The 22,734-nt window shown below is 59.9% G+C and carries 21 protein-coding genes, 1 tRNA gene and 2 pseudogenes; 17 read left to right on the top strand and 7 right to left on the bottom strand.

The features are described from left to right. Positions 1–40: 40 nt before the first annotated feature. The gene (locus tag V3C85_RS18345; protein ID WP_331796950.1) at positions 41–1,063 is read right to left on the bottom strand and encodes an aldose epimerase family protein; all 1,023 of its coding nucleotides are present in this window, start codon (positions 1,061–1,063) and stop codon (positions 41–43) included. Positions 1,064–1,203: 140 nt separating this feature from the next. Here V3C85_RS18345 and V3C85_RS18340 point away from each other — a divergent pair, with 140 nt between their 5' ends. The 10 genes from V3C85_RS18340 to V3C85_RS18295 all read left to right on the top strand — a co-directional run bounded on the left by V3C85_RS18340 (position 1,204) and on the right by V3C85_RS18295 (position 10,002). After that, positions 1,204–1,926 carry an HAD family hydrolase gene (locus V3C85_RS18340; protein ID WP_331796949.1) on the top strand — a complete coding sequence of 241 codons (723 nt, stop codon included), beginning with the start codon at positions 1,204–1,206 and terminating at the stop codon, positions 1,924–1,926. Further along, on the top strand, positions 1,923–2,879 hold the full coding sequence (locus V3C85_RS18335) for a sugar-binding transcriptional regulator (protein ID WP_331796948.1): 957 nt from the start codon (positions 1,923–1,925) through the stop codon (positions 2,877–2,879). The genes V3C85_RS18340 and V3C85_RS18335 overlap by 4 nt, the downstream gene beginning before the upstream one ends. A 112-nt stretch (positions 2,880–2,991) precedes the next feature. Continuing rightward, entirely contained in the window at positions 2,992–4,302 is a 1,311-nt protein-coding gene (locus V3C85_RS18330) for an ABC transporter substrate-binding protein (protein ID WP_331796946.1), read from the top strand. Between the two features lie 97 nt (positions 4,303–4,399). Beyond that, positions 4,400–5,272: a carbohydrate ABC transporter permease gene (locus tag V3C85_RS18325; protein ID WP_331796945.1), complete on the top strand. Its 873-nt coding sequence runs from the start codon at positions 4,400–4,402 to the stop codon at positions 5,270–5,272. A gap of 3 nt (positions 5,273–5,275) precedes the next feature. Continuing rightward, complete coding sequence (locus tag V3C85_RS18320) at positions 5,276–6,106, top strand: carbohydrate ABC transporter permease (RefSeq protein ID WP_331796944.1); 831 nt, start codon at positions 5,276–5,278, stop codon at positions 6,104–6,106. Positions 6,107–6,113: 7 nt separating this feature from the next. Further along, positions 6,114–7,112, top strand: coding sequence for an ABC transporter ATP-binding protein (locus V3C85_RS18315; RefSeq protein ID WP_331796943.1), 999 nt, complete (start codon positions 6,114–6,116; stop codon positions 7,110–7,112). Further along, positions 7,112–7,882 carry an L-iditol 2-dehydrogenase gene (locus V3C85_RS18310; RefSeq protein ID WP_331796941.1) on the top strand — a complete coding sequence of 257 codons (771 nt, stop codon included), beginning with the start codon at positions 7,112–7,114 and terminating at the stop codon, positions 7,880–7,882. The genes V3C85_RS18315 and V3C85_RS18310 overlap by 1 nt, the downstream gene beginning before the upstream one ends. Further along, on the top strand, positions 7,879–9,345 hold the full coding sequence (locus tag V3C85_RS18305) for a mannitol dehydrogenase family protein (protein ID WP_331796940.1): 1,467 nt from the start codon (positions 7,879–7,881) through the stop codon (positions 9,343–9,345). Before V3C85_RS18310 ends, V3C85_RS18305 begins: the two co-directional genes overlap by 4 nt. Positions 9,346–9,433: 88 nt before the next feature. Then, complete coding sequence (locus V3C85_RS18300) at positions 9,434–9,895, top strand: GNAT family N-acetyltransferase (RefSeq protein ID WP_331796939.1); 462 nt, start codon at positions 9,434–9,436, stop codon at positions 9,893–9,895. Between the two features lie 30 nt (positions 9,896–9,925). Next, positions 9,926–10,002: transfer RNA gene (locus V3C85_RS18295), tRNA-Arg, on the top strand. A 111-nt stretch (positions 10,003–10,113) separates the two neighbouring features. On the opposite strand, the gene V3C85_RS18290 is transcribed toward V3C85_RS18295, so the two are convergent. Beyond that, a complete protein-coding gene (locus tag V3C85_RS18290; RefSeq protein ID WP_331796938.1) occupies positions 10,114–11,994 on the bottom strand; it encodes a TniQ family protein in 1,881 nt (626 codons plus the stop codon). A 388-nt stretch (positions 11,995–12,382) separates the two neighbouring features. Next, positions 12,383–14,866, bottom strand: a complete 2,484-nt coding sequence (locus tag V3C85_RS18285) for a CoA transferase (protein ID WP_331796937.1) — start codon at positions 14,864–14,866, stop codon at positions 12,383–12,385. A 114-nt stretch (positions 14,867–14,980) separates the two neighbouring features. On the opposite strand from V3C85_RS18285, the gene V3C85_RS18280 reads away from it, so the two are divergent. Continuing rightward, positions 14,981–15,886 (top strand): LysR family transcriptional regulator, encoded by a 906-nt coding sequence (locus V3C85_RS18280; protein ID WP_331796936.1) that lies wholly within the window; start codon positions 14,981–14,983, stop codon positions 15,884–15,886. Between the two features lie 173 nt (positions 15,887–16,059). Here V3C85_RS18280 and V3C85_RS18275 read toward each other — a convergent pair whose 3' ends face one another. Further along, positions 16,060–16,692 (bottom strand): tyrosine-type recombinase/integrase, encoded by a 633-nt coding sequence (locus tag V3C85_RS18275; RefSeq protein ID WP_331796935.1) that lies wholly within the window; start codon positions 16,690–16,692, stop codon positions 16,060–16,062. Between the two features lie 246 nt (positions 16,693–16,938). After that, positions 16,939–17,832 carry a LysR family transcriptional regulator gene (locus V3C85_RS18270; RefSeq protein WP_331796933.1) on the bottom strand — a complete coding sequence of 298 codons (894 nt, stop codon included), beginning with the start codon at positions 17,830–17,832 and terminating at the stop codon, positions 16,939–16,941. Positions 17,833–17,944: 112 nt separating this feature from the next. On the opposite strand from V3C85_RS18270, the gene V3C85_RS18265 reads away from it, so the two are divergent. From V3C85_RS18265 to V3C85_RS18245, 5 genes are all read left to right on the top strand, one after another. Beyond that, entirely contained in the window at positions 17,945–18,187 is a 243-nt protein-coding gene (locus tag V3C85_RS18265; protein ID WP_331797241.1) for a pirin-like C-terminal cupin domain-containing protein, read from the top strand. 35 nt (positions 18,188–18,222) lie between these two features. Next, the gene (locus V3C85_RS18260) at positions 18,223–19,311 is read left to right on the top strand and encodes an NAD(P)/FAD-dependent oxidoreductase (protein ID WP_331796932.1); all 1,089 of its coding nucleotides are present in this window, start codon (positions 18,223–18,225) and stop codon (positions 19,309–19,311) included. Positions 19,312–19,350: 39 nt separating this feature from the next. Next, a complete protein-coding gene (locus V3C85_RS18255) occupies positions 19,351–20,520 on the top strand; it encodes a hypothetical protein (protein ID WP_331796931.1) in 1,170 nt (389 codons plus the stop codon). 524 nt (positions 20,521–21,044) lie between these two features. Beyond that, positions 21,045–21,302 carry a YjhX family toxin gene (locus tag V3C85_RS18250; protein WP_331796930.1) on the top strand — a complete coding sequence of 86 codons (258 nt, stop codon included), beginning with the start codon at positions 21,045–21,047 and terminating at the stop codon, positions 21,300–21,302. Between the two features lie 14 nt (positions 21,303–21,316). Then, a complete protein-coding gene (locus V3C85_RS18245; protein WP_331796929.1) occupies positions 21,317–21,763 on the top strand; it encodes a GNAT family N-acetyltransferase in 447 nt (148 codons plus the stop codon). Positions 21,764–22,049: 286 nt separating this feature from the next. On the opposite strand, the gene V3C85_RS19455 is transcribed toward V3C85_RS18245, so the two are convergent. Further along, positions 22,050–22,130 carry a hypothetical protein gene (locus tag V3C85_RS19455; protein WP_445942045.1) on the bottom strand — a complete coding sequence of 27 codons (81 nt, stop codon included), beginning with the start codon at positions 22,128–22,130 and terminating at the stop codon, positions 22,050–22,052. Positions 22,131–22,231: 101 nt separating this feature from the next. After that, positions 22,232–22,630: pseudogene (locus V3C85_RS18240) on the bottom strand (YgjP-like metallopeptidase domain-containing protein); the annotation flags it as partial. On the opposite strand from V3C85_RS18240, the pseudogene V3C85_RS18235 reads away from it, so the two are divergent. Then, a pseudogene (locus V3C85_RS18235) lies at positions 22,595–22,734 on the top strand (IS3 family transposase); the annotation flags it as partial. The pseudogenes V3C85_RS18240 and V3C85_RS18235 sit on opposite strands and share 36 nt — an antisense overlap.

Genomic DNA, 22,734 nt, shown 5'->3' with positions numbered 1-22,734 from the left:
TCCTTTTGTCTTTGGTCTGTCGGGCCGGGGGAACGGGGCCTTAGGCCGCGGTGAAGGTGAACACCATGCGGTGCAGATAGGTTTGGCCCGGATGCAGGGTGGTCGAGGGGAAATCGGGGCGGTTCGGGCTGTTGGGCCAGCCTTGGGTTTCCAGCGCAAACCCCGCCCTTGGCCCCAATCTGGCCCCCCGCTTGCCGGGAAAGCCGGGGGGGATGTGGCCTGCGGTGTAAAGTTGCACCCCCGGCTGATCTGTCCACAGCGCAAAGCCGCGGCCCGAGACGGGGTCCTGGACCGTGATCTGGGGGGGCAGCATTGGTGGCGATGGGGTCAGGCAGAAGTTATGGTCAAAGCCGCCCGGTGGCACGGCCGCGCCCAAGCGGCGGGGGGTGCGAAAGTCAAAGGCGGTGCCGTTGACGGGGGTGGGCGGGCCTTGGGGGATCATGGCCGCATCGACCGCCAGATAGTGATCCGCGGCAAGTGTCAGAATGTGGTCGTCTGTCGGGCCGCTGCCCTGACCCGACAGGTTGTAATAGGCGTGATTGACAAGGTTCACCACCGTTGCGGCCCCCGTTACCCGGGCGGTCAGGGTGATTTCCAGCCGGGCGGGGGCGGTGAAGGCATAGGTGGCCTGTGCCGTCAGCGCGCCGGGATAGCCCATATCGCCATGGGGCGAGGACAGCTGAAAGCTGGCGCTGGTCGGGCTGTGGTTTGTCAGCGCCCAAGGGCGGGTGTCAAAGCCACCCTGGCCGCCATGCAATTGGTGCGCGCCTTCGTTCGCGTCAAGCAAATGCGTTTGGCCTGCCAGATCAAAGCGCGCCCCGGCAATGCGGTTGCCATAGCGCCCGCAGGTCGCGCCGACATAGCGGCTGGCGGGGGTATCGTAATCTTGCACAGCGTCATGGCCCAGCACGACATCGGCAAGGCCGCCGTCGCGGTCGGGCAGCCACAATTCAACCAGACGCGCGCCAAAATCTGTCAGCACCGCCCGGCACTGGGCGCCATCGTCAATTGTCAGCCGTTTTGCGGGGCCTGCCGATGTTGCGCCCCAAGGCAATGCCTGCATGATCTGTGCGTCTTGTGCTTTTGCTTTGGCGGCAAGTATCGTGCAAACGCGCGGGGCGCACAACGCCCGGCTTGCATCGGCGCTTGCAATTTCGGGGGCAGGGCGGAATTGTGCAGCGGCCCGATCTGAAAGACCTGCTGATGAATGCCCCCCCTGCCGAGACTGCGCCCGCAAGCGACCCTGCGAAAGACCGCCCCTTTGATCTGGTCATTCTGGATTGCGACGGTGTGCTGATCGATTCCGAGGTGATCAGCGCGCAGATGCTGGTGGCCGAGCTTGCGCTGCTGGGGGTTGAGATCGACATGGCCTATGTCGTCCGGCACTTTCTGGGCCGCAGTTATCCGACGGTGATGGACACCATCCGCCGGGATTTCGGCCTGAAGCTGACGCCAGAGTTTGAGGAACAGTATCGCAACCGCCTGCTGGAGGCGTTCGAGACGCGGCTGGAACCCATGCCCGGTGTGGCCGCAATGCTGGAGGATCTGGCGGTGCCGTGCTGTGTGGCCACGTCATCCAGCCCGCGACGGGTTGAGTTTTCCTTGCGCTGCGTGGGCCTATGGGACAGGCTGGGCCCGGTCACCTATACCGCCAGTCTGGTTGCGCAGGGCAAGCCTGCGCCGGATTTGTTCCTGTATGCCGCCGCCAAGATGGGCGTGGCGCCAGAGCGGTGTCTGGTGGTCGAAGACAGCCTTCCGGGCTTGCGCGCGGGGCTGGCCGCTGGCATGACCGTCTGGCGTTTCGTGGGGGGCAGCCACTTGCGCCCCGACCCGCCCGAAGAACCCGAAGACGCCCGCCCGCATCAGCGGTTTGCCTCTTTCGCGGAATTCTTTCACATTGCCCCGAAGCTGAGGAGGCAGATGTGAGCCGGATCGACACTGACCCCACCCCGTTGGATGATGCGGCCCGCGCAGGCTGGCTGTATTATGTTGGGGGCAAGACCCAGGATCAGATCGCGCAGGAACTGGGCGTCAGCCGCCAGCGTGCGCAACGTCTGGTCAGCAAGGCCATGGCCGATGGGCTGATTCATGTGCGGCTGAACCACCGGATCGGGGCCTGTATGGATCTGGAACAGGCGTTGCGCGATCGGTTCGATCTGTCGCAATGCCGCGTGGCCCCCGGTTTGGGGCAGGGGGGCGATCCGTCGCGCGCCATCGCAGCGGCGGCCGCGGCCGAGTTGGAGCGGGTGTTGCGGATGCCCGAGCCGCAGGTGATTGCCTTTGGCACGGGGCGCGCGCTGCGGTCGATGGCCGAACAGTTCAGCCCGATGGGCGAATGCCCGCACCGAATCGTTTCGCTTTTGGGCAATATTGCCCCCGATGGGTCGGCCACTTTGTATGATGTGATCAGCCGCATCGCCGAAAAACTGAACGCCACCTATTTTCCCATGCCGGTCCCGGTGATTTCAGACACGGCAGAGGAGCGGGCGTTCTTCATGCGCTTGCGGCCGGTGCGCGCGGTTTATGATCTGGCGATGCGCGCGGATGTCACCTTTGTGGGGATTGGCCAGATGGGGCCGGATGCGCCGCTGGCCCTGGACGGGTTCTTGTCGGCATCCGAGCTTGCGCAGTTGCAAGCCCTTGGTGCTGCGGGTGAAATCGTCAGTTGGGTCTATGACCGCGAAGGCAATTACATCGAAATCCCGCGCAATGCCTTGATCGGCGGGGTTCAGGTCAAGCCACGGCAGACGCAACCGGTGATCGGCGTGGCGGCGGGGCCGCGCAAGATTGATGCCATCCGTGCCGCCCTGCTGGGGCGGATCATCAACGGTTTGGTGACGGACGAACCCACCGCAATCGCGCTTTTGGCCGCCGTCTGACGCCCCCTGATGCTGCGCTGCGGCGGAAGTGGGGGGTTGACGACTCACCCCCTAATGTGAGTAATTGCTCACTAAGCGATGAATTGCTCAGTCGCTTCTATGGGAGGATAGTATGAAATTGACGCAACGTGCGCTGCTTGGCGCAACCGTTTCCTTTGCCCTTGCTGGTGCAGCGCTGGCGGAAACCACGATCACCGTCGCAACCGTGAACAACGGCGACATGGTTCGTATGCAAGGCCTGATGGATGACTTTTACGCAAAGCATCCCGACATCAAAGTTGAGTGGGTCACACTGGAAGAAAACGTGCTGCGTCAGCGCGTGACGACCGACATCGCCACCAAGGGTGGCCAGTTCGACGTGATGACCATTGGCACCTACGAAGTTCCGATCTGGGGCAAGCAGGGCTGGCTGGTGTCGCTGAACGACCTGCCCGCCGAATATGACGTGGACGATCTGCTGCCCGCCATGCGCGGCGGCCTGACCGTGGACGGCGAGCTGTATGCAGCCCCGTTCTATGGCGAAAGCTCGATGGTCATGTATCGCACGGACCTGATGGAAGCCGCTGGCCTGACCATGCCGGAAGCGCCGACCTGGGCTGACATCAAGACCGCTGCGGCCGCGATGACCGACAAGTCGAAAGAACAGTATGGCATCTGTCTGCGTGGCAAGGCCGGCTGGGGCGAAAACATGGCCTTCCTGACCGCCATGTCGAACTCGTATGGCGCCCGTTGGTTTGATGAGAACTGGCAGCCGCAGTTCAACAGCGACGCGTGGAAAGCCACGCTGACCGATTATCTGGCGCTGATGAACGAATACGGCCCGCCCGGTGCATCGAACAACGGCTTCAACGAAAACCTGTCGCTGTTCAACCAGGGCAAGTGCGGCATGTGGATCGACGCCACGGTGGCAGCTTCGTTCGTGACCGGCAAGGAATCGACTGTTGCTGACAAGGTTGGCTTCGCTCTGGCCCCCGACAACGGTCTGGGCAAGCGCGGCAACTGGCTGTGGGCATGGTCGCTGGCCATTCCGGCAGGCACCGAAAAGGCTGATGCCGCCAAGTCCTTCGTCGCTTGGGCAACCTCGAAAGAGTATCTGGAAGTTGTCGCGGGCAAAGAAGGCTGGGCCAACGTTCCTCCGGGCACGCGCACCTCGCTGTATGAGAACCCCGAGTACCAGAAGGTGCCGTTCGCCAAGATGACGCTGGACAGCATCAACCTGGCCGATCCGACCAACCCGACGGTTGACCCGGTTCCGTATGTTGGCGTGCAGTTCGTTGCTATCCCGGAATTCCAGGGTATCGCCACGATGACCGGCCAGATCTTCTCGGCAGCCCTTGCTGGCTCGACCTCGCTGGAAGATGCCTTGGCACAGGCCCAGTCCGTGACCACGGCTGAAATGACCAAAGCCGGTTACATCAAGTAATCGACTCCTCCCGAGGGCGGGCGCCCGATGCTACTGTGCGCCCGCCCTTTTCCTTTTTCGGTCCCTGACCCCGTTCCATCCAGATTGGAGAGCCCAAATGGCCACCGCGCATTCCCGCACGGCAGCTCGGCTCATGGTTTCACCCGCCGTGATCTTGCTGCTTTTGTGGATGATCGTGCCTCTTGGTATGACCATCTATTTCAGCTTCCTGCGCTACAACCTGCTGATGCCAGGAATGGAAACGTGGGCAGGCTTTGACAACTATTACTGGTTCGTCAACAACCCCGCCTTCTGGCCCGCCCTGAGCAATACGCTTGTGCTGGTTGTTGGCGTTCTGGCGATCACCACGATTGGTGGCACGCTGCTGGCGCTGTTGCTGGACCAGCCGATGTGGGGGCAGGGGATCGTGCGGATCCTTGTGATTGCGCCCTTCTTCGTGATGCCGACCGTTTCGGCGCTGGTGTGGAAAAATATGTTCATGAACCCCGTGAACGGTCTTTTCGCCCATGCGGCCAAGGCCCTTGGCCTGCAACCCTTTGATTTTCTGGCCCATGCGCCGCTGGCCTCGATCATTTTGATCGTCGCCTGGCAGTGGCTGCCCTTTGCCACGCTGATCTTGCTGACCGCCCTGCAAAGCCTTGACCGCGAACAGATGGACGCGGCCGAGATGGACGGGGCCGGGCCGATCAGCCGCTTTATCTATCTGACCGTGCCCCACCTGACGCGGGCGGTGACGGTGGTCATCCTGATCCAGACCATCTTCCTGCTGTCGGTCTTTGCCGAAATCCTTGTGACCACCAATGGTGGCCCCGGCACGGCTTCGACCACGATCACCTATCTGGTCTATGCCCAGTCGCTGTTGTCGTTCGATGTGGGCGGCGGTTCTGCGGGCGGCATCATCGCGGTCATCCTGGCCAATATCGTTGCGATCTTCCTGATGCGGATGATCGGCAAGAATCTGGAGAGCTGATCCATGGCACGCAAGGTATCAAACACCCGCAAGACCGTGATCACGGCGCTTGCCTGGACCATCGGCCTGCTGATCTTCTTTCCGATCCTGTGGATCATCATCCTTGGCTTCAAATCCGAAGGCGATGCGATCAAGACGCCGTTTGAAGTTCTGTTCAGCTCGTGGACCTTTGAAAGCTATCACGAGGTGCAAGAGCGGTCGGATTACTTCCGCCACTTCATGAACTCGGTGATCATCTCGCTGGGGTCGACCCTGATCGCGCTGGTGATCGCCATTCCGGCGGCCTGGTCGATGGCCTTTGTGCCCGGTCGGCGGACCAAGGATCTGCTGATGTGGATGCTGTCCACCAAGATGATGCCCGCCGTTGGCGTTCTGGTGCCGATGTATCTGCTGTTCCGCGATTTCGGTCTGCTGGACAGCCGGGCCGGTCTGGTTGGGGTCTTGACGCTGATCAACCTGCCGATCGTGGTCTGGATGCTTTACACCTATTTCAAGGAAATCCCTGGCGAGATCCTTGAGGCCGCGCGGATGGACGGGGCCGGGCTGAAGTCGGAAATCCTGTATGTGCTGACGCCCATGGCGATCCCCGGCATTGCCTCGACCCTGCTTTTGAACGTCATCCTGTCATGGAACGAGGCGTTCTGGACGCTGCAACTGACCACGTCAAAAGCAGCCCCGCTGACGCAGTTCATTGCCAGCTATTCGTCACCCGAAGGGCTTTTCTATGCCAAACTGAGTGCTGCCAGCACGATGGCGATTGCCCCGATCCTGATCCTTGGCTGGTTCAGCCAGAAACAACTCGTCCGCGGCCTGACCTTTGGCGCGGTGAAGTGAGGTTCCCATGGGAAAGATAACTCTGAAATCCGTTCGCAAGTCCTTTGGCGATACTCACGTCATTCCGGGCATTGATCTTGAAATCAACGATGGCGAATTCGTCGTCTTTGTCGGCCCCTCGGGCTGCGGTAAATCCACCCTGCTGCGTCTGATCGCAGGGTTGGAGGATACCTCGGGCGGGACGATCGAGATTGATGGCAAGGATGCCACCGATCTGCCCCCGGCCAAGCGTGGTCTGGCGATGGTGTTCCAGTCTTATGCGCTGTATCCGCATATGTCGGTGCGCAAAAACATCGCTTTCCCGCTGAAAATGGCTGGGATGGATGCGGCCGAGCAGGACAAGCGCGTGAACCACGCCGCCAAGATCCTGAACTTGTCCAGCTATCTGGATCGCAAGCCGGGCCAACTGTCGGGTGGCCAGCGTCAGCGTGTGGCCATTGGCCGGGCGATCGTGCGCGAACCGGCGGCCTTTTTGTTTGACGAACCGCTGTCAAACCTGGATGCCGCGCTGCGCGTGACCATGCGTCAGGAAATCAGCGAACTGCACCAGACGCTGAAAACCACGATGATCTATGTGACGCACGATCAGGTCGAAGCCCTGACCATGGCCGACAAGATCGTTGTGCTGCACGCAGGTGTGATCGAGCAGGTCGGCAGCCCGCTGGATCTGTATCGCAACCCGCGCAACCTGTTTGTGGCCGGTTTCATCGGCAGCCCGAAGATGAACTTCATCACCGGGCCCGAGGCGGCCAAGCATGACTGCCACACCCTTGGTATTCGTCCCGAGCATCTGGACGTGACCGAAGACGGCATTTGGGAAGGTGTCGTTGGCCTGTCTGAACATCTTGGGTCAGACACGTTCCTGAAGGTCGAGGCTGGCCCCTTGGGCACCTTGACGGTGCGCGCCAATGGCGAAGTCGATCTGCACCATGGCGACAAAGTGCGTCTGAGCCCGCAAGAGGGCAAGCTGCACCGGTTCGACAAGGATGGGAAGGCGCTGCGCTGATGCGTCTTGCGGGCAAAACAGCGTTGATCACCGGGGCTGCGCGCGGGATCGGCTATGAATTTGCCCGCGCCTATCTGGCCGAAGGGGCTACGGTGGCTTTGGCCGATGTAAATGCCGAGGCCGTGGCGCAAGCCGCGGCCAGCCTGGGGCCAAAGGCCGTGCCCGTGACGATGGATGTGACCCGGCAAGACAGCATTGATGCGGGCTTTGCCGAGGCTGTCTCTGCCATGGGGCGGCTGGATATTCTGATCAACAACGCGGCCCTGTTCACGGCGGCCCCCGTTGTCGAGGTGACGCGGGCCGAGTTTGACAAGCTGTTTGCCGTGAATGCGGCGGGCACGTTCTTTTGCATGCAGGCTGCTGCGCGTCAGATGATCGCGCAGGGGCAGGGTGGCAAGATCATCAACATGGCCAGTCAGGCGGGCCGGCGCGGGGAAGCCTTGGTTTCGGTCTATTGCGCGACCAAGGCGGCGGTCATCTCGATGACCCAATCGGCGGGTCTGAACCTGATTTCCCATGGCATCAACGTCAACGCCATCGCCCCCGGTGTCGTGGATGGCGCGCATTGGGACGGCGTGGATGCTTTTTTTGCCAAATACGAACACAAGCAACCGGGCCAGAAAAAGAAGGAAGTCGGTGCCGCTGTGCCCTTTGGGCGCATGGGCACGGCCGAGGATCTGACCGGAATGGCCATCTTTCTGGCCACGGATGAAGCGAAATACATCGTCGCCCAATGTTTTGGCGTGGACGGTGGCAATTGGATGGCATGACCATGAATTCACAGTCTTTTCCTGTCTCGCTGCCGCGTTATGACCGCACCAAGGTGACGCCGGGGATCGTGCATATCGGTCTGGGCAACTTTCACCGGGCGCATATGGCGGTTTATCTGGATGACCTGATGAACCAGGGCCTTGCGCTGGATTGGGGCATTCTGGGCGCAGGTGTGCGCCCCGCCGATGCCAAGATGCGCGATGCGATGCTGGGGCAGGATTGCCTGTCAACGATCATCGAGCTGGACCCGAAGGGCAAGCGCGCCCGCCGTGTGGGGGCGATGATCGGCTTTATCGAGGTGGCACCCGACAACGGCCCGCTGATCGCAGCCATGGCCAAGCCGGAAATCCGCATCGTCTCGCTGACGGTGACGGAAGGCGGCTATTTCGTGAATGCTGACACCGGCACCTTTGATCCCTCGGCCCCCGAGATTCAGGCCGATGGCAAGAACCCGGCCCAGCCCGGCACCGTCTTTGGCGCGATCGTGGCCGCCTTGCGGGTCCGGCGTCAGGCTGGCATCGCGCCCTTTACGGTCATGTCCTGCGATAACCTGCCGGGCAATGGCCATGTCACCCAGGATGCGGTGATCGGCCTTGCCCGCCTGTCCGACCCCGAGTTGGCCGATTGGATCGCAGCCAATGTGACCTTCCCCAATGGCATGGTGGATCGCATCACCCCGGCCACGGGCCCCCGCGAGCGGGCCATGGCAGCCAGCTTTGGCCTTGGCGATGATCCGGTGCCCGTAACATGCGAGCCGTTCCGCCAATGGGTGCTGGAGGACAAGTTCCCCCAAGGCCGCCCGCCGTTTGAGCAGGTGGGTGTGACGTTCAGCGACAAGGTTCACGCCTATGAGGCGATGAAGATCCGCATTCTGAACGGCGGCCATGCCACCATCGCCTATCCGGGTGGGTTGCTGGATATTGAATATGTGCACGAGGCCATGGCCAACCCCTTGGTTTCGGGCTTTCTGGATCGGGTCGAGCGGGAGGAGATCATCCCCTCGGTCGCACCGGTGCCGGCAACCGATATCGGGGCCTATTACACGCTGATCCGCGAGCGCTTTTCCAACCCGGAAATCGCCGATACCGAACGCCGCCTGTGCTATGACGGGTCAAACCGCCAGCCCAAGTTCATCGTGCCCAGCCTGCGTGACGCCCTGGCGCGCAATGGCAGCATCGAAGGCTTGGCCTTGGTGTCGGCTTTGTGGTGCCGTTATTGCTATGGCACCACCGACAGCGGCACAGTGATTGAGCCGAATGATCCGAACTGGCCCCGGCTGACCGAGCTTGCCAAGGCCGCCAAGGATGACCCGTCGTTCTGGTTGGCACAACGCGATGTTTATGGCGAGTTGGGGCAAGACCCCCGGTTCCTGGCCAGCTTTGGCACCCATCTGGCCCGGCTTTGGGCCTTGGGCACGGCCCGTGTGTTGAAAGAGTATATTGACGCTGGTGCCAAAAGATAGGTGACAGGGGGGCTTGCCGATGGCCGGGCAAGATGTATTGATTTTGTTTGGAAATCGCGGACGTGCCGCTGTTTCGTTCGGAGTCTTCATGCCCAGCATTGCCCTTGAAAGCCCCCTGACGCCCGACCTTGCGCTGCTGTTCGAGCGGCACACGGCAGATATGCACGCCGATACGCCCCCCGAAAGCATCCACATGCTTGACCGTTCCGCGCTAGAGGCGCCCGGCATCTGGTTTTTCGTGATGCGCGACGAAGGCGAGCCGATTGCCATGGGCGCGTTCAAGCAAATCGAGCCGGGGCATGCCGAGGTGAAATCGATGCATGTTCTGGCCGAGGCGCGGGGCAGGGGTCTGTCGCGGCGCATGCTGGAACATCTGGTCGATGCCGCCCGCGCCGAAGGCTTTACCCGCCTGTCGCTGGAAACCGGTGTGCAACCCACCTTTGTCGCGGCGCGCGCGCTGTACAGCAATGCCGGTTTCGAAGAATGCCCGCCCTTTGAAGGCTATGTCGAAGATCCGAATTCGGTGTTTATGACAAAGCTGCTTGCCTAATTTCCCCCACTCGCGCAAAACACCGCCAGCGGTCCCGTAGCTCAGCTGGATAGAGCAATCGCCTTCTAAGCGACAGGTCGGGGGTTCAAGTCCTCCCGGGATCGCCACTTATCGGGTTTTCTTTTGTCGTCGAGCACGCAAAGACTGACTTTTTGACAAAAGTCAGTTTCTTGCCGGGGTTGGGCGGCCTTTGCCGACCCAAGACGAAGGTGGGGGGATCAGATCAGGGTTGTCGCCGGAAGCTTCGGAAAAGCCCGCCGCGCTTCTTTGCGCAGATAGATCGGGCCATACCTTTTGCCGTTGGCCTCGAAAATCGGAACCCGGAAGGACTTCAATGCGCCTTGGACGCGCCTGTTGGGCAAACCTAAGGCATTCGAAATTGTTTCCACCGTCACGAACTTCTCATGGAAGTCCTGGATCTGGTTTTCATCCAGCCGCAACTGCGGTCGTTTGGTGACGGGATGAAGGATCTGAAAGCTTGGGCTGTGCCCGTCACCAAGGAGGCCAAGAAGATCACCGGTCTTGTTCAGGCGGACCAAGACAGAGAATTCAAGCGCGGACATGAGACCCGGAAGGGCAGGCGTATCGCGCCGACCGTCGCCAAGGAGCGCGGTCGCAAGCTGATTTGCGTCTTCCTTGCGGACCACGAAGCTGCCGTAGCCTTGGCTTCCCTCGATCTGACCCAAGCTGAGACGCCCAGAACGGACGGCCTCAATCATCTGCCTCAGGGAAAGCCCCGTTCTTGCCCTGGCCCTTTGAAGGGGCTCCCATTCCCGATCCAAATCATCAATGAGATCAGAAAGGCCTGAGAACTCGGCCACAAGGTCGGCTCCATCCCTAAGCCGCCAAGGGTTCTTGATGCCCGGCTTGTCCGTCATAGGCTGGATCAACCCATCATCTACCAAGGCGGAGAATTCAGCCCGAGTTGCCCCAATCGAACTCCGCATTTCGTTGATGCCGACAAGTGCCCCTATTTCTGCAAGGAGGCCCGCATATCTATCCGCATCGAAGGTTATCTGACGCGCAGCCCGTCCGTCGTCTTCGGCGATGGCCCTGGCATCCATCAAGAGCTTGCGAACGACCTTTTCGTCGACGCTACATTCATCCGCAGCTGTGCCGATCGTATGCAAGCGGCGCTTTACGACGGGCTCTTGCAAGAGTGTCTGACCCGCCGGGATCGCCCATGTGTTCAGAATGAATTCCCGCAGCAGGGTCCGAAACGGGCCAAAGCCGTCCCTGTCCTGGCATTCCTTTGACAACTTCAGGTACAGGTTGCCAAAGGCCACCTGATGGCCGTGCTGCGCCGTCGATCCTTGTTGGGCCAAAAGCTCAAATGCGCCTAGGATGGCCTCTTCGCCTCGAGCGGCCACTTCGAATCCTCGTGCCTGGGCGTCACGACGGGCGTCATTGTCATCCAGCCCTCCTGCAAGTCGTTGAAGTTCATGCCCCAAGAGGCGGCAAAAGACAGAAGCCGCGAATAAGGAGTGATCCGCCAGCCAGGTCTCGTCACGCCCAGTCTCCAGGCGTCTGTCGAGCCAAAGATCAAACTCCGACACTTCCACCGGCGATTGATCGAATGCGCCAGAGAGGACCGCGCCTTGGATGGATTGCAGCCTTGCCGAGGTCAGGTGCCTCTCGGACATTTTCGGCTCATTCCAGAGGTCAACAAGTGGATGCCTGTGGCGAAGGCAGACCGAGACTTCGCGGAGTTGCCAATCCCCGCGCAGCGCCATCGACCCTCCAAGGCCATCTCCGCCGCTTTCGACATCCTCCTGAAGGCATTTCGGGCAACCACGCTGGACGGGATTACGAAGCGACCGGGAAATGATCGTTTCGCCGCGAAAGAGGCACCGATTGTCCCCGTCCGGGTTTCCGGTCCAAGAGATCATCTCGTCGACCTCTTGTTCGTCGAGCGGCAAGGCAGAATAAAGGTGCTGACGAAGGTCTTCGTCGATCCGAAATGAAATTCTCTTCCAAATCCCAAGGTCGAGCATGAAAGCCCGAACCGCTACCCCATTGATGGCCGCCAGCCGAGAAACAAAAGATGGAAGGGTTTCTCTGGAAACGCAGGGAGGTCGTAGAAGTTGGAAGGTGGCCATCAGGGGTCTTTGGGCATCAGTTATGGTCGGGTGACCATGCGAAGAAAGAGGCGGAGATGTCTATGGGATTCCGACGGCAGCAAGAGAGGGAGGCAGACTAGTGCTGCCCGTCGAATGAACGACCGCATCGGGCGGGAACCGGACCTTCGCCGCAATCGCAGAGACAACATGCAGGACCGTCGGAAGCTGACTTTCGGATTTTATTGGCACCGGCAGGCATGCTGCGCGGCCGAGTTGCGACTTCGAGCGTTCAGGTGCGAATTTCTGCAAAATGAATGAAAGGGCGTGACTCCTGAAGAGATATCATTGGCTTATGAAGTGAAGTCCCGACACCGACGTTTCAGACATCGTCCTCCGGACATGCATTTCCATCCCTTTTGGAGACACTTCATTCTGGCAGGTATTTTCCCGACCAGCTTTCGCTGGCAGCGCCTACCCTGATCATCGCGTCAATAGTTTCCGGATGGTATCCGAGCCTTCCAAGGACCTCGCGGGTATGTGTGCCGTATTCTGGCATCGGTCCGGGTATAGTGATGCGCCCGCGCTCCGGTCGCACCGCGTTGGGGGCAACAAGATCAACCCAGCGACCCATCGGGTGGCGGTTGTGGCGGATGACCCGGAAGGTCGCCTGTGTCAGGTCGATGGCCCCGTCGCTTTCCCTTTGTATCGCTGTATCGCGGGTTGCGTGGAGCGAGCCAAGCTGGACCACCGTGGATGATGTGCCCGCAAAGGCCGCTGCCCAGTGGGCGAAGGGGCGCGTAGCGAAACGTTCGGCCAGCACGGCAGAAAAGGCTATTTCGGGCTGATCGGCAAGATTGGCAAGATCTGGGACCGCGCGCAGGGCCTCGCGCTGCTCTTCGGGGGCGGCGAAGAACATCCAGCCATCAGCCGCTTCATAGCAGTGGTAAAACGGCGCCCATCCCCGCGCCTCGCGACCAGAGGGCTCGTCGAAAGGCCCACGCCCCTCAAAGTCATACATGAATTGCGCCTGAATCAGGTTTCCTGCGGCCGCGAGCGCAGCGCGAGCGATTCCGCCTTTCCCGGTGCGGTTCCGCCGCTCCAGGGCGGCTGCGAGCGAAATACAGGCGCAGAAGCCGGTCAGCACATCGATGGTGCCGAAATGGGCGTGCTCCTCGGGGGTTGCCATACCACCACCAAAGCGAACCATCACGCCGGTTGCCGCCTGTGCAAGGTCATCATAGCCAAGATGGTCGGACTTCGGTCCCCGCAACGGCCCGCCAAAGGCATCGAGCTGGACAAGGATCAGCCGCGGGTTCATCTTTTCGAGCCGTTCGGGCGAGAGGCCCAGCTTGTCGCGTTGTTCATCTGTGCCGTTCATCGTGATCACATCGGCTTCGGCAATAAGCTTGGTCAGCGCATCCTTGCCTTCCGGGGTCTTGAGGTTCAGCAGAATGCTCTTTTTTCCGCGCTGCGCATGCAGACCAAAGACCACCGCGTTCCACGGATCGACCGAGGGCTCGACCGGCTGGACCAGCGTCACCTCGGCGCCAAAGCGCGCAAGTGTGGAACCGATTGTCGGTCCGGCGATGACATTTGTCAGATCGAGAACCTTGAGCCCTTCGAGCCAACTGCCTGTGCCTGTTTTCACGGGCGCAGGTCGGACACGTTCGGAAAGGATCGTGTCAAGCTGGTCACGCGCGTTGTCGAGCGTCGGACCCGGCTGTTTGGTTACCGCCAGCGCGTCATCGGCGATCCAGGCGACATTGCCCATTTGTCGCATCTTTCCATGGCGCGGATCGTCAACAACCAGCACAAGGCCCGATGCCAGAGCATGTGGATCGGCGAGCCATTCCTGCGTGAATCGCTGTGCGGTGCCGGGCGCCTTGGCCGCACCGAACAGCGCCTCCCATTCATGCGAAGGACGGGTAAGAAATGCCGCCTTCATCGCCGATGAGATCCGGGCGCGGTCTTTCGCGCCGACCGGATAATTCCGGGCGCTCCAAGCGGCGGGCCAGTCCTTGCAGTCGAGATAGGCGGAGAAGTCTGGCAGTTCGTTGGCCAGATCGCCGAGTCCGAGCGTCCGCAAGGCCCGCTGTGGATGTCCCGCGATGGAGCAGGCGACGACATAGAAGCCACGGCCATCGGCACAGGTATAGGTGCGGTAGAAGGGATCGAGGAACTCCGACAGATCCTCGAAGCTCAGGTTCATCGGTAGTCCATTAGCGGTGCGGCGATCAAGTTCGACCTCCCGCGGGGACTTGTAGCGTGCTGGATAATCCTCGATCTGCTCGCAATTGTAGATCAGCCCTTCCAGAAGCGCCGAGGCCAAGGGAACCTCGATATGGTCGCCGCCGTTGCGGTCCCGCGCCCCGAGCGCGAAGAGCACAGACATCGCACCGAAAGCCGCGCCATAGGCGGAGGCGAGGGCAAGCGGCGTGAAGCTCGGATTGATCCCCATGAGTCGTCGGTTGAGCCCCATGTCGGTGAACTGCCCGGTCCGCGCCGCGATCACCGCCTCCCAGGCGGCCAGTCCGGCAAGCTCGGGATCGGTCGACGCAAAGCCGGGCATCGAGAGGCTGATAATCCCGGAATTGACCGCGCGAAGGTCGTCCGGCCCAAGGCCCAGCCGCTTCATGACGCCAGGGCGGAAGTTCTCGATCACAACGTCAGAGCGTGCCGCGAGATCGAGCGCGACGGCCCGGTCGTCCGCATTCTTCAGGTCCAGCACAAGAGAGGACTTGCCGCGCGCCAGCATATCGCTTGCCGGGGACTTGAAGCTCGGACCGCCGGGCGGATCGATGCGGATGACCTCGGCGCCCATGTCGGCCAGCATCATGCCGACAAGGGGCCCCGCCAGATACTGCCCGAAATCGAGAACGCGGATGTTGGAGAGTGGACGATCGCTCATCATTGGTCGGTTCCTAACGCGCTTCCCGTCGCGGGATACGTTCACTTCCATCTGGGTATGTCGTCGCAACCGGTCTGAACACTGGACAAATAGTTGGTGTCTCCATAACAAATATTTATGGACAAGGCGAATAGGCAGATAGCGGGATCACTCAACGCTTTGATGGTTTTCGAAGCGGCCGTGCGCCATCGCAGCTTTTCGGGTGCGGCGGCGGAGTTGAACCTGAGCCAACCGGCCGTATCGCGCCATGTCTCGACGTTGGAACTGCGTCTGGGTCAGCCTCTGTTCATCCGCAACAACAACCGGATCGTGCCGACCGGCAATGCGCAGAGGCTGGCCGACGCGGTAGCATTAGGTTTTGGTCACGTTCGCGATACATGGAACAGCATTTCAGCTCCAACCGACCGCGACGAGGTCGTTCTGGCGTGCAGTTTCGGGATTGCGGATCAGTGGCTGATGCCGCGATTCAGCGATCTTCGGGCGTCCATGCGGGGCGCACGCGTAAGTGTGGTGACCACGGATCAACTGGAAGACATCGACCTCTCAAGCATCGACGCCGCCGTAGTCTGGCAGCCTGAGGCCCATCCAGAACGACCCGCGATACCTCTGATCCCAGATGAGTGTTTTCCGGTCTGCACTCCGGACTTCTACGCGCAACACGTGCAGGGCAATGACGACCTCTCTGATGTGCCTCCGGATCTCTTCCTACATCTGGATGTCGGGCGCTCCGGTTTCCTGACATGGAAAGACTGGTTCACCGAAGCGGGCTGCAAACCTGTACTGTTCAGGAATCCTAACGAGTTCGATGCCTATCCTTTCCTTATCCAAGCCGTTCTGAATGGCGAGGGCCTCGCTCTGGGCTGGCGTGGCCTGGTCGATCGGCTGCTGGCAGAGGGCCACCTGATGCGCGCCGGGCGGAGTGTTTCAAAGCACGAGACGGCATACTTCCTGCAGCATCGGCCGATCATGGAAGAAAACCCGCCACTTGCCCGTCTGGTGAACTGGTTTCGGGAGAAAGCATAGCGCCGGGAACCGAAAAAGGGCGGCCTTTTCCACAGTCCGGGGCCTTGGTCCAAATCCTGATCGAGCGCCCATCGCGGATGTCTGGCTCCACATGCCGCGCCGCGGCACGTACACCGATCATCGAGCGGCAGCTATGGGCCGACCGGCGCATAGCACGCCGGTCGGCCGTCCACTTATAGATCGATCCCCTCAGACAAAGACAGCGCATCGTCCAGGTCGACCCCAAGATACCGAACGGTGCTGTCCATCTTGGTATGCCCGAGCAAAAGTTGAACAGCGCGCAGGTTGCCTGTCTTCTTGTAAATCTGGGCAACCTTCGTGCGTCGCATCGAATGGGTGCCATAGGCGCTCGTTTCCAGCCCGATCGAGAGAACCCAGTCGCGCATGATCCGCGCGTATTGTCGTGTCGACAGGTGCGGGCTCGCATGGACTCGGCTGGGCCAAAGATATTCGCAACCGATCATTTCTGGATCACGGATCCAACGCTCCAACGACAGTCGCGTGGTTTCGGTAATCTCGAAGCGAACAGGCCTGAGTGTCTTGCTTTGCGTCACTGAGGCGCGCTCCTTGACGCGGCCTGCGGCGTAAACATCGTTCACCTTCAGGCAGACCAGATCGCAACCCCGGAGCTTGCAATCGACAGCCATGTTGAACAGCGCGAGATCGCGCTTGTTGTCTGCCATTTCCAGCCGCACACGGATCGACCAGACATGTTTGGGCAGCAGGGGGCGTTTCTGGCCTACAATGCGGCCCTTGTTCCAAGGCGCACGCGCAGGACGAAGGGCAGGAAGTGTTTCGATGGACATGACTTCTCTCCTGTCCACCGAGCCCGCCACGTCCTCGGCGTTGCCGACAACGCACTGTAACATTGACCACCGTTTCTGTGCCAATCAATCGTATCGGGCGGATTTCAGCCATTCGACTGTCAGGGGTTACCATGATGCATTTGTCGGCATCACGGGGATAGCCAAAGCACCGCTTTCATAAAGGGGCAGGGGCCGAAACGCTTTGGGAAATCGGCGATCAAAGCCGGCTTTCACGATACACATGCCTTACGCAGCATGGGCTTCAAACTCTCTCCAAAGCAAGTCCGCGACGGCGCGGTCGATTGGTTTGGGCTGGCGAAACGCATAGATGGTGACGTCGAAGGCAAGATGCGTGTGTGGCAAGTCTATCTCGCACAGCCGCCCTTGCTTCAGCTCTTCCGCGATCATGTGTTCTGGCAATCGGCCCCAGCCAAGGCCCGCGATCAGAAGGTGCTTTTTTGTGTAAAGGTCGCTGACATACCAGCGGCGCTGGCCTTTCTGGACGCCAATTTCGCGGTCGAACAGCCCTCCGGCTTGCCCGCTGTCGCTTGCGATGACCTGATGGAAGCGCCGGATGTCCGAGAGCTGCTTGGGATTGTCCATCTCAGCCCAAAGGGAGGGGGACGTCACATTGCGCAGGGTCGATTTCCCAAGGGGGATGTAGTCGAAACCCTCTTCCTCAAGCATGATCGAGGACATTGGCGAAATCGCGATTGCCGCGGTTTCCGTTTTGACGGCCTCGATGGCACCGGACAGAACCTCGGGGCGCAAGACCACGCGCGTCTCGGGAAAGTCCGTTTGCAGTTTGCACAAGACGGGGGTCAGCGCGTTAAGGTTTGTGCTGGAATCCACCGCGATCGTGATCGTTTCTTCCTGCCCTTTCTCGAAATGCTGGATCAAATGGCCCAGATCCTCTGCCTCGGCCAAAACGCGCAAGGATTGAAGATAGATCCGTTTGCCGACGGGGGTGAGTTCAAGCCGATACCCCGACCGGTCAAACACTTCGGTTCCCGTCTGGAATTCCAGGGCCTTCAACGCCTGGCTGATCGCCGGCTGTGTCCGGTTGAGCCGTTCGGCGGCCGCTTTGACCGAGCCGGTTTCAACAACGGCGCGCAAGACGTTCAGTTGATCCAGTTTCATCAGGCACCAAAGGTTAAGGTTCGCTTATGTAGATACTAAAAAAGCATAAATATCAATCAAGTTCCGCTTCGCCTATCACAGGATCAACAACCGGAGCAATCCAGTGACACAAATGTCTTTCCACGAGCCAGTGCAGCCCGATCGGGTCGCGACATCGACCGTCGCTCGCGCCCTTGCGAACCGGGCTGTGAACGCTGTCGGCCTGCTGCTGTTTGGCGGCGAGGCGATCACCGACCCCATCGCCATGCGCTGCCCGTTTGTCATGACCAGCGACGGCGATCTTGCGCAAGCGTATCGCGCCGGGAAATTCGGGCAGATCACCTATCCTGCCGATCACGCTGCCCACACATCATAGAATAACGCCGCAAGGCCCCAAGAAGGTTAGAAATCATGTCGCAGAAAATTGCCATTGTCGGCGGCGGCTACCTAGGCGCTGAACTCGCGAAGTCTCTCGACGACACGGCGCAGGTCACATTGATCGAGCCGCGCAGTCATTTCGTTCATGCGCCGGCCATGATCCGCGCGGTTGTCGACCCTTCGCTGCTGGATCGCGCGCTTATTCCCTATGATCGGCTGCTTACGAACGGCAGGATCATCGCGTCCCGGGCAAAAGCCATCGACGCCAAGGGTGTCACGTTAGAGGACGGCACGCGGGTAGAGGCGGATCAAATCGTTGTTGCCACCGGATCTGGCAACGCCATGCCCTTCAAGCCTCAAGGCGCCGATATCGCGGGCCTCAAGGCGGCCAACCAGCGCATTCACCAGCAACTCAAGGCGGCGCGAAGCATCGGTATTGTCGGGGCTGGTGCCGTTGGCACCGAGCTTGCGGGCGAGATCGCCTATGCGATGCCAGGCAAGACAGTGACCTTGATCTCAAGCGACGCGGTGCTGTTCCCGACGATGCCGTCAAAGCTGGGCACCTCTTTGGCTGCGAAACTGCGCAAGGCTGGCGTCACGCTTATTTTCGGCCAGAGGGCGGAGAACCTGAAAAGCTTGACCGAGCCTTATGCGGGAACCCTGCAACTTGCAGATGGGTCGCAGCACGGTTTCGACCTGATCTTTCCGGCTATCGGATCGCGCGCGAATTCCGAGGTGCTTGAAACGCTTGCCGGTGTCCAGAAAACGACGGCAAACCGGATCAAGGTCGACCCGTGGATGCGCCCATCCTCTCTGTCCAATGTGTTCGCGGCCGGCGATGTCGCGGATGCAGGCGACGGGATGACCATCGTCGCCATCAGCCGCCAACTGCCTTGGCTCAAGGCGACGCTGTCCGGATTGGGGCAGGGCAAAACCGTCGAAGACATGAAGCCTTACAAGCCATGGGGCAGCAAGGCGCCGATCCTTGTGCCGCTTGGTCCCAAACAGGGGAATTCCTTCCTTGGTTTCTTCACCGCCGGAGACTTCCTGACCAGCAAGATGAAGGGCGCCGACCTGTTTCTGAAGAAATACGCAAAGCTGCTTAACCAGCCTGAACGCTGATCAGAACACGACTGAACCAAACTTCCAAAAGGAACGACCATGAAAATCTCCCGAAGATCCATTCTGACATCAACCGCCTTCGGAGCGGGTTTCCTGCTTGTGCCTGGCTTGTGGTCTGCGGCCCGTGCCCAGACGGCCAAACTCGTCATTGGCAACTACGAGGCACCGGGCCTGTATGACCAAGCCGCCCAGGAAGTCGTGACCGACCGCGACGACGGCTATCACGATGACGGAAACCCGCGCCATTACGAGTGGTGGTATTTCGATCTGTTCACCCAGTCCGGCCTCAAGGCCGCGGTGATCCTGATGGACCGCCCGTTGATCATGTTGGACAACCCTGATCTGCCGCCGATGTTGATGTTGAACGTCGAACTCCCCGACGGCACCAACCGCGATTTCCAGGTGCCGTTCCCCGGTGTGGACTTCATCGCGTCCGAGGAGCATTGCGACGTAAAGCTGGGCAACAACTGGTGTAAAGGCCGCTACCCGAATTGGCAGCTTCACGCAGAGCATGAGGATGTGGTCGTAGATCTTGAGCTTGTCGCAACCGTTGAATCCTGGCGTGCCGGATCCGGTGCGATGTATTTCGACGAGGCGCTGACGGTGTTTAACGCGCATGTCGTGCCTGCACCGCGCGCAGTCGTGAACGGCACCATTCAGGTCGCGGGCGAAACCATCGCCATCGAGGATGGTCACGGCTATCATGACCACAATTGGGGCAATGCCGGTATCGAAGGAGTTCTGAAGGCATGGCACTGGGGCCGTGCGGAATGCGGAGATTTCACGCTGAACTTCTCGTATATTCTGCACAACGCGGATTACGGCAACAAGGTCGTCTGCAAGTTCATGTTGGCAAAGGGCAGTGAAATCCTGCTGAGCACGGGTGAATTTCAGGACAGTTTCGTTGGTGAAATCCATGTCGGCCCGCAGTCTGGCAACGGCTGGCCTGACGGCTTCCTGATCGAGGCCCCCTACAACGGCGACAGGATCCGTATCGAGATTTCAGGCAATCACCTTCTAAGCGACGCGCTCAATTCCGACCAGCAACCGGATGATGACACCGCACGGCCGGGCTATATCCGTCTTGGCGGCGACATCAGGGTGACGGTGCCACTCGCAGATGGCACCGAGGTCGCAACCGGCAACATCATCCACGAAATGTCCTTCTCGGAAAGTATCCCCAAAGCGAAGGCAAACTGGCTTTTGTAGGTCCAGCCTCGCCCCCCTTGCGCGCAGTCGGTGCAAGGGGGGGGCGGATGTGTCAAACGTCTGGCTTGGCGATGCTGCCTTTCAGCAATGCGCAACTGCGCCAACAGCAGCTTTGGGCCGAGCAAGTCGATCTGGCCGATCCAGCGCGGAACTGACCTCAAGGTTCAGGCTGACCTGCCGCTTCGAGCCCGGAAAAGCGGATGCTGCACAATGCACGAATGTCCGCAAATCGGACCTGGCGGAATCTCAAGGCTTTGAATGCCTTCTGCCATTCACTCGGCCGTGGCTATAACAACGCACTCGGGTGCCGCCTTTCGATACCCCTTGTTCTCGCTCAGACAGAAGGCTACCTGCACATCAGCGCGAGGCGGTTCGCCTCATGCAATGGAGATTTTATGCTAGAGCCCCGGGCCAACGCCCGTTCCTGAGAACTTAAGTTTCGGGAACACCAGACACTACAAGGACACTCACGCGGGATGCTGAGTGATCCTGTTTCTGCACTCTCATGAAATCGAGACAATCCATTGAATATCTCAAAACACGAACAGCGTGTTTTGCATGAACTCGCTCTTGGTGGGGCCATCCATCATGAACGGTACGCGAACGGCAAGATACGCGACATCACATGTTACACGCGGGAGGGTCATGTTCTGGCTGACTGCACTCTTGAAGTGTTCCAGCGCCTCCGAAATCGGCGCTTCATCCGTTCGCAAAACGGACATCCCTACCGCGCATCACGGTTGGGGATAAAATGCGTTCGCGCGCAACTCAACCAAAGATAAGAAAGCGCAAGACAATGACAGATACTAACCATTCTATCCGCCCCTATCACGCCGATGATATCGAGCCCGTGATTGCCGTTTGGCAGAAAGCGAATGCGCTCGCGCATCCATTTCTGACGCCAGAGTTTGTAGCTGAGGTCCATCAGGCGATGCGCGACATATATCTTCCCAATGCAGAGACATATGTGTTGGAAGAAGATGGGACAGCGGTCGGTTTCATTGCATTGCTTGGCAATGAAATCGGCGGGCTGTTTATAGACCCGTCTTTGCACGGGAAAGGATACGGCAGGGCGCTCGTGGATCATGCATTTGCACTCAAGGGGCCGCTGAAGGTCGAAGTCTTTCGCGACAATATTGTCGGGCGCCCGTTTTACGAAAGATATGGCTTCGAGTTCGTGGAAGACGAACTTCACGAGCCTTCCGGACAAATAAACCGAAAGATGGCAATGCCAGAGGCATAAGAAACCTCCGAGACCGTCCCTCTCTAGGGGGCGGTTTTCTCACGCGACTTCGAGTAGATGCAGACGTTGGCTCTACCAAGGCCAATGTCAGCCTTGTCCGGCATAGCTGACACTTACTGCCAGAGTAATGCTGCGACATTCCTGAGTGTTCAGGTCGGGGAAGTTCCATCGCGGCGCAATGGTCATCCCTACCGGCAGCTATGGGCCGATTCCTCTTTCAGCTTTGACCGCCGTCCTACGACCATTCCACATCCACGTTCCGCACCACTCTATAGCGGTAGGGCATTCAGGTCTGAAGGATCTGCCGCCAGCCCGGCATTTGTTGATCTAAGACGGCGATGAAGGCATCGGCGTGCTTTGGCGAGATGAAATGTGCCAGTTCATGTAGAAATGTGCCAGTTCATGTAGGATGACATAGTCCAGCGTAACGAGCGGTTTTTTGGCCAAGTCGAGGTTGATCCAGACCATGCCGTGGGCCGGATTGCAGCTTCCCCATTTGGTTTTCATGATCCTGATGCCCCATCGAGGCACGGGTAGGCCAAGTCGTTGCGCCCACTTTTCCATGCGGGGCCCGGCCCGATTCCGCAGTTGGGTCCGATGTCATGCCGACAGCCATTGTGCCTTTTGGTGCTCGGTCGCGGTCAACGGAACCGACATCGTCAAGCGGTCAGGTGCATCCAACCGGATTTCATGCCGCGATGAGCCATTGTTATGAACCAGAAGTCGAAGTGGTTTTCCAAAGACGTAATGCGTCTCGCCGGAAACATATTGGCGATCTGACTGTCGGGCCTGTCCTTCGAACTCTCTTTGCTTCCTCTTGATCCATCCGAGATGCAGGGCCGCGCCTACACCGATCTGCCGCTGCAAGCCCTGCTGATGGCCGTCTGGCGTCGCAAGCCAAAGACCAAGGTCTATGTGCACTCCCCCTCTCGCGGTTTGAAGGCAAACCGCTGCCGGGCAGCGGACCAGGG

This window comes from Pseudotabrizicola sp. L79, from assembly GCF_036553525.1.
In the GTDB taxonomy this organism is placed as follows: Bacteria; Pseudomonadota; Alphaproteobacteria; order Rhodobacterales; family Rhodobacteraceae; genus Pseudotabrizicola.
Note: the sequence above shows the minus strand (reverse complement) of the source record. Positions and strands in the feature narration are given on the sequence as shown.

Coding starts and splice junctions, on each gene's coding strand:
- V3C85_RS18260 (WP_331796932.1), top strand. CDS start 18,223: ATGTCGCAGAAAATTGCCATTGTCGGCGGCGGCTACCTAGGCGCTGAA.
- V3C85_RS18345 (WP_331796950.1), bottom strand. CDS start 1,063: ATGCAGGCATTGCCTTGGGGCGCAACATCGGCAGGCCCCGCAAAACGG.
- V3C85_RS18330 (WP_331796946.1), top strand. CDS start 2,992: ATGAAATTGACGCAACGTGCGCTGCTTGGCGCAACCGTTTCCTTTGCC.
- V3C85_RS18245 (WP_331796929.1), top strand. CDS start 21,317: ATGACAGATACTAACCATTCTATCCGCCCCTATCACGCCGATGATATC.
- V3C85_RS18285 (WP_331796937.1), bottom strand. CDS start 14,866: ATGATGAGCGATCGTCCACTCTCCAACATCCGCGTTCTCGATTTCGGG.
- V3C85_RS18265 (WP_331797241.1), top strand. CDS start 17,945: ATGTCTTTCCACGAGCCAGTGCAGCCCGATCGGGTCGCGACATCGACC.
- V3C85_RS18325 (WP_331796945.1), top strand. CDS start 4,400: ATGGCCACCGCGCATTCCCGCACGGCAGCTCGGCTCATGGTTTCACCC.
- V3C85_RS18280 (WP_331796936.1), top strand. CDS start 14,981: ATGGACAAGGCGAATAGGCAGATAGCGGGATCACTCAACGCTTTGATG.
- V3C85_RS18255 (WP_331796931.1), top strand. CDS start 19,351: ATGAAAATCTCCCGAAGATCCATTCTGACATCAACCGCCTTCGGAGCG.
- V3C85_RS18315 (WP_331796943.1), top strand. CDS start 6,114: ATGGGAAAGATAACTCTGAAATCCGTTCGCAAGTCCTTTGGCGATACT.
- V3C85_RS18300 (WP_331796939.1), top strand. CDS start 9,434: ATGCCCAGCATTGCCCTTGAAAGCCCCCTGACGCCCGACCTTGCGCTG.
- V3C85_RS18270 (WP_331796933.1), bottom strand. CDS start 17,832: ATGAAACTGGATCAACTGAACGTCTTGCGCGCCGTTGTTGAAACCGGC.
- V3C85_RS18310 (WP_331796941.1), top strand. CDS start 7,112: ATGCGTCTTGCGGGCAAAACAGCGTTGATCACCGGGGCTGCGCGCGGG.
- V3C85_RS18320 (WP_331796944.1), top strand. CDS start 5,276: ATGGCACGCAAGGTATCAAACACCCGCAAGACCGTGATCACGGCGCTT.
- V3C85_RS18340 (WP_331796949.1), top strand. CDS start 1,204: ATGAATGCCCCCCCTGCCGAGACTGCGCCCGCAAGCGACCCTGCGAAA.
- V3C85_RS18305 (WP_331796940.1), top strand. CDS start 7,879: ATGACCATGAATTCACAGTCTTTTCCTGTCTCGCTGCCGCGTTATGAC.
- V3C85_RS18290 (WP_331796938.1), bottom strand. CDS start 11,994: ATGGCCACCTTCCAACTTCTACGACCTCCCTGCGTTTCCAGAGAAACC.
- V3C85_RS18275 (WP_331796935.1), bottom strand. CDS start 16,692: ATGTCCATCGAAACACTTCCTGCCCTTCGTCCTGCGCGTGCGCCTTGG.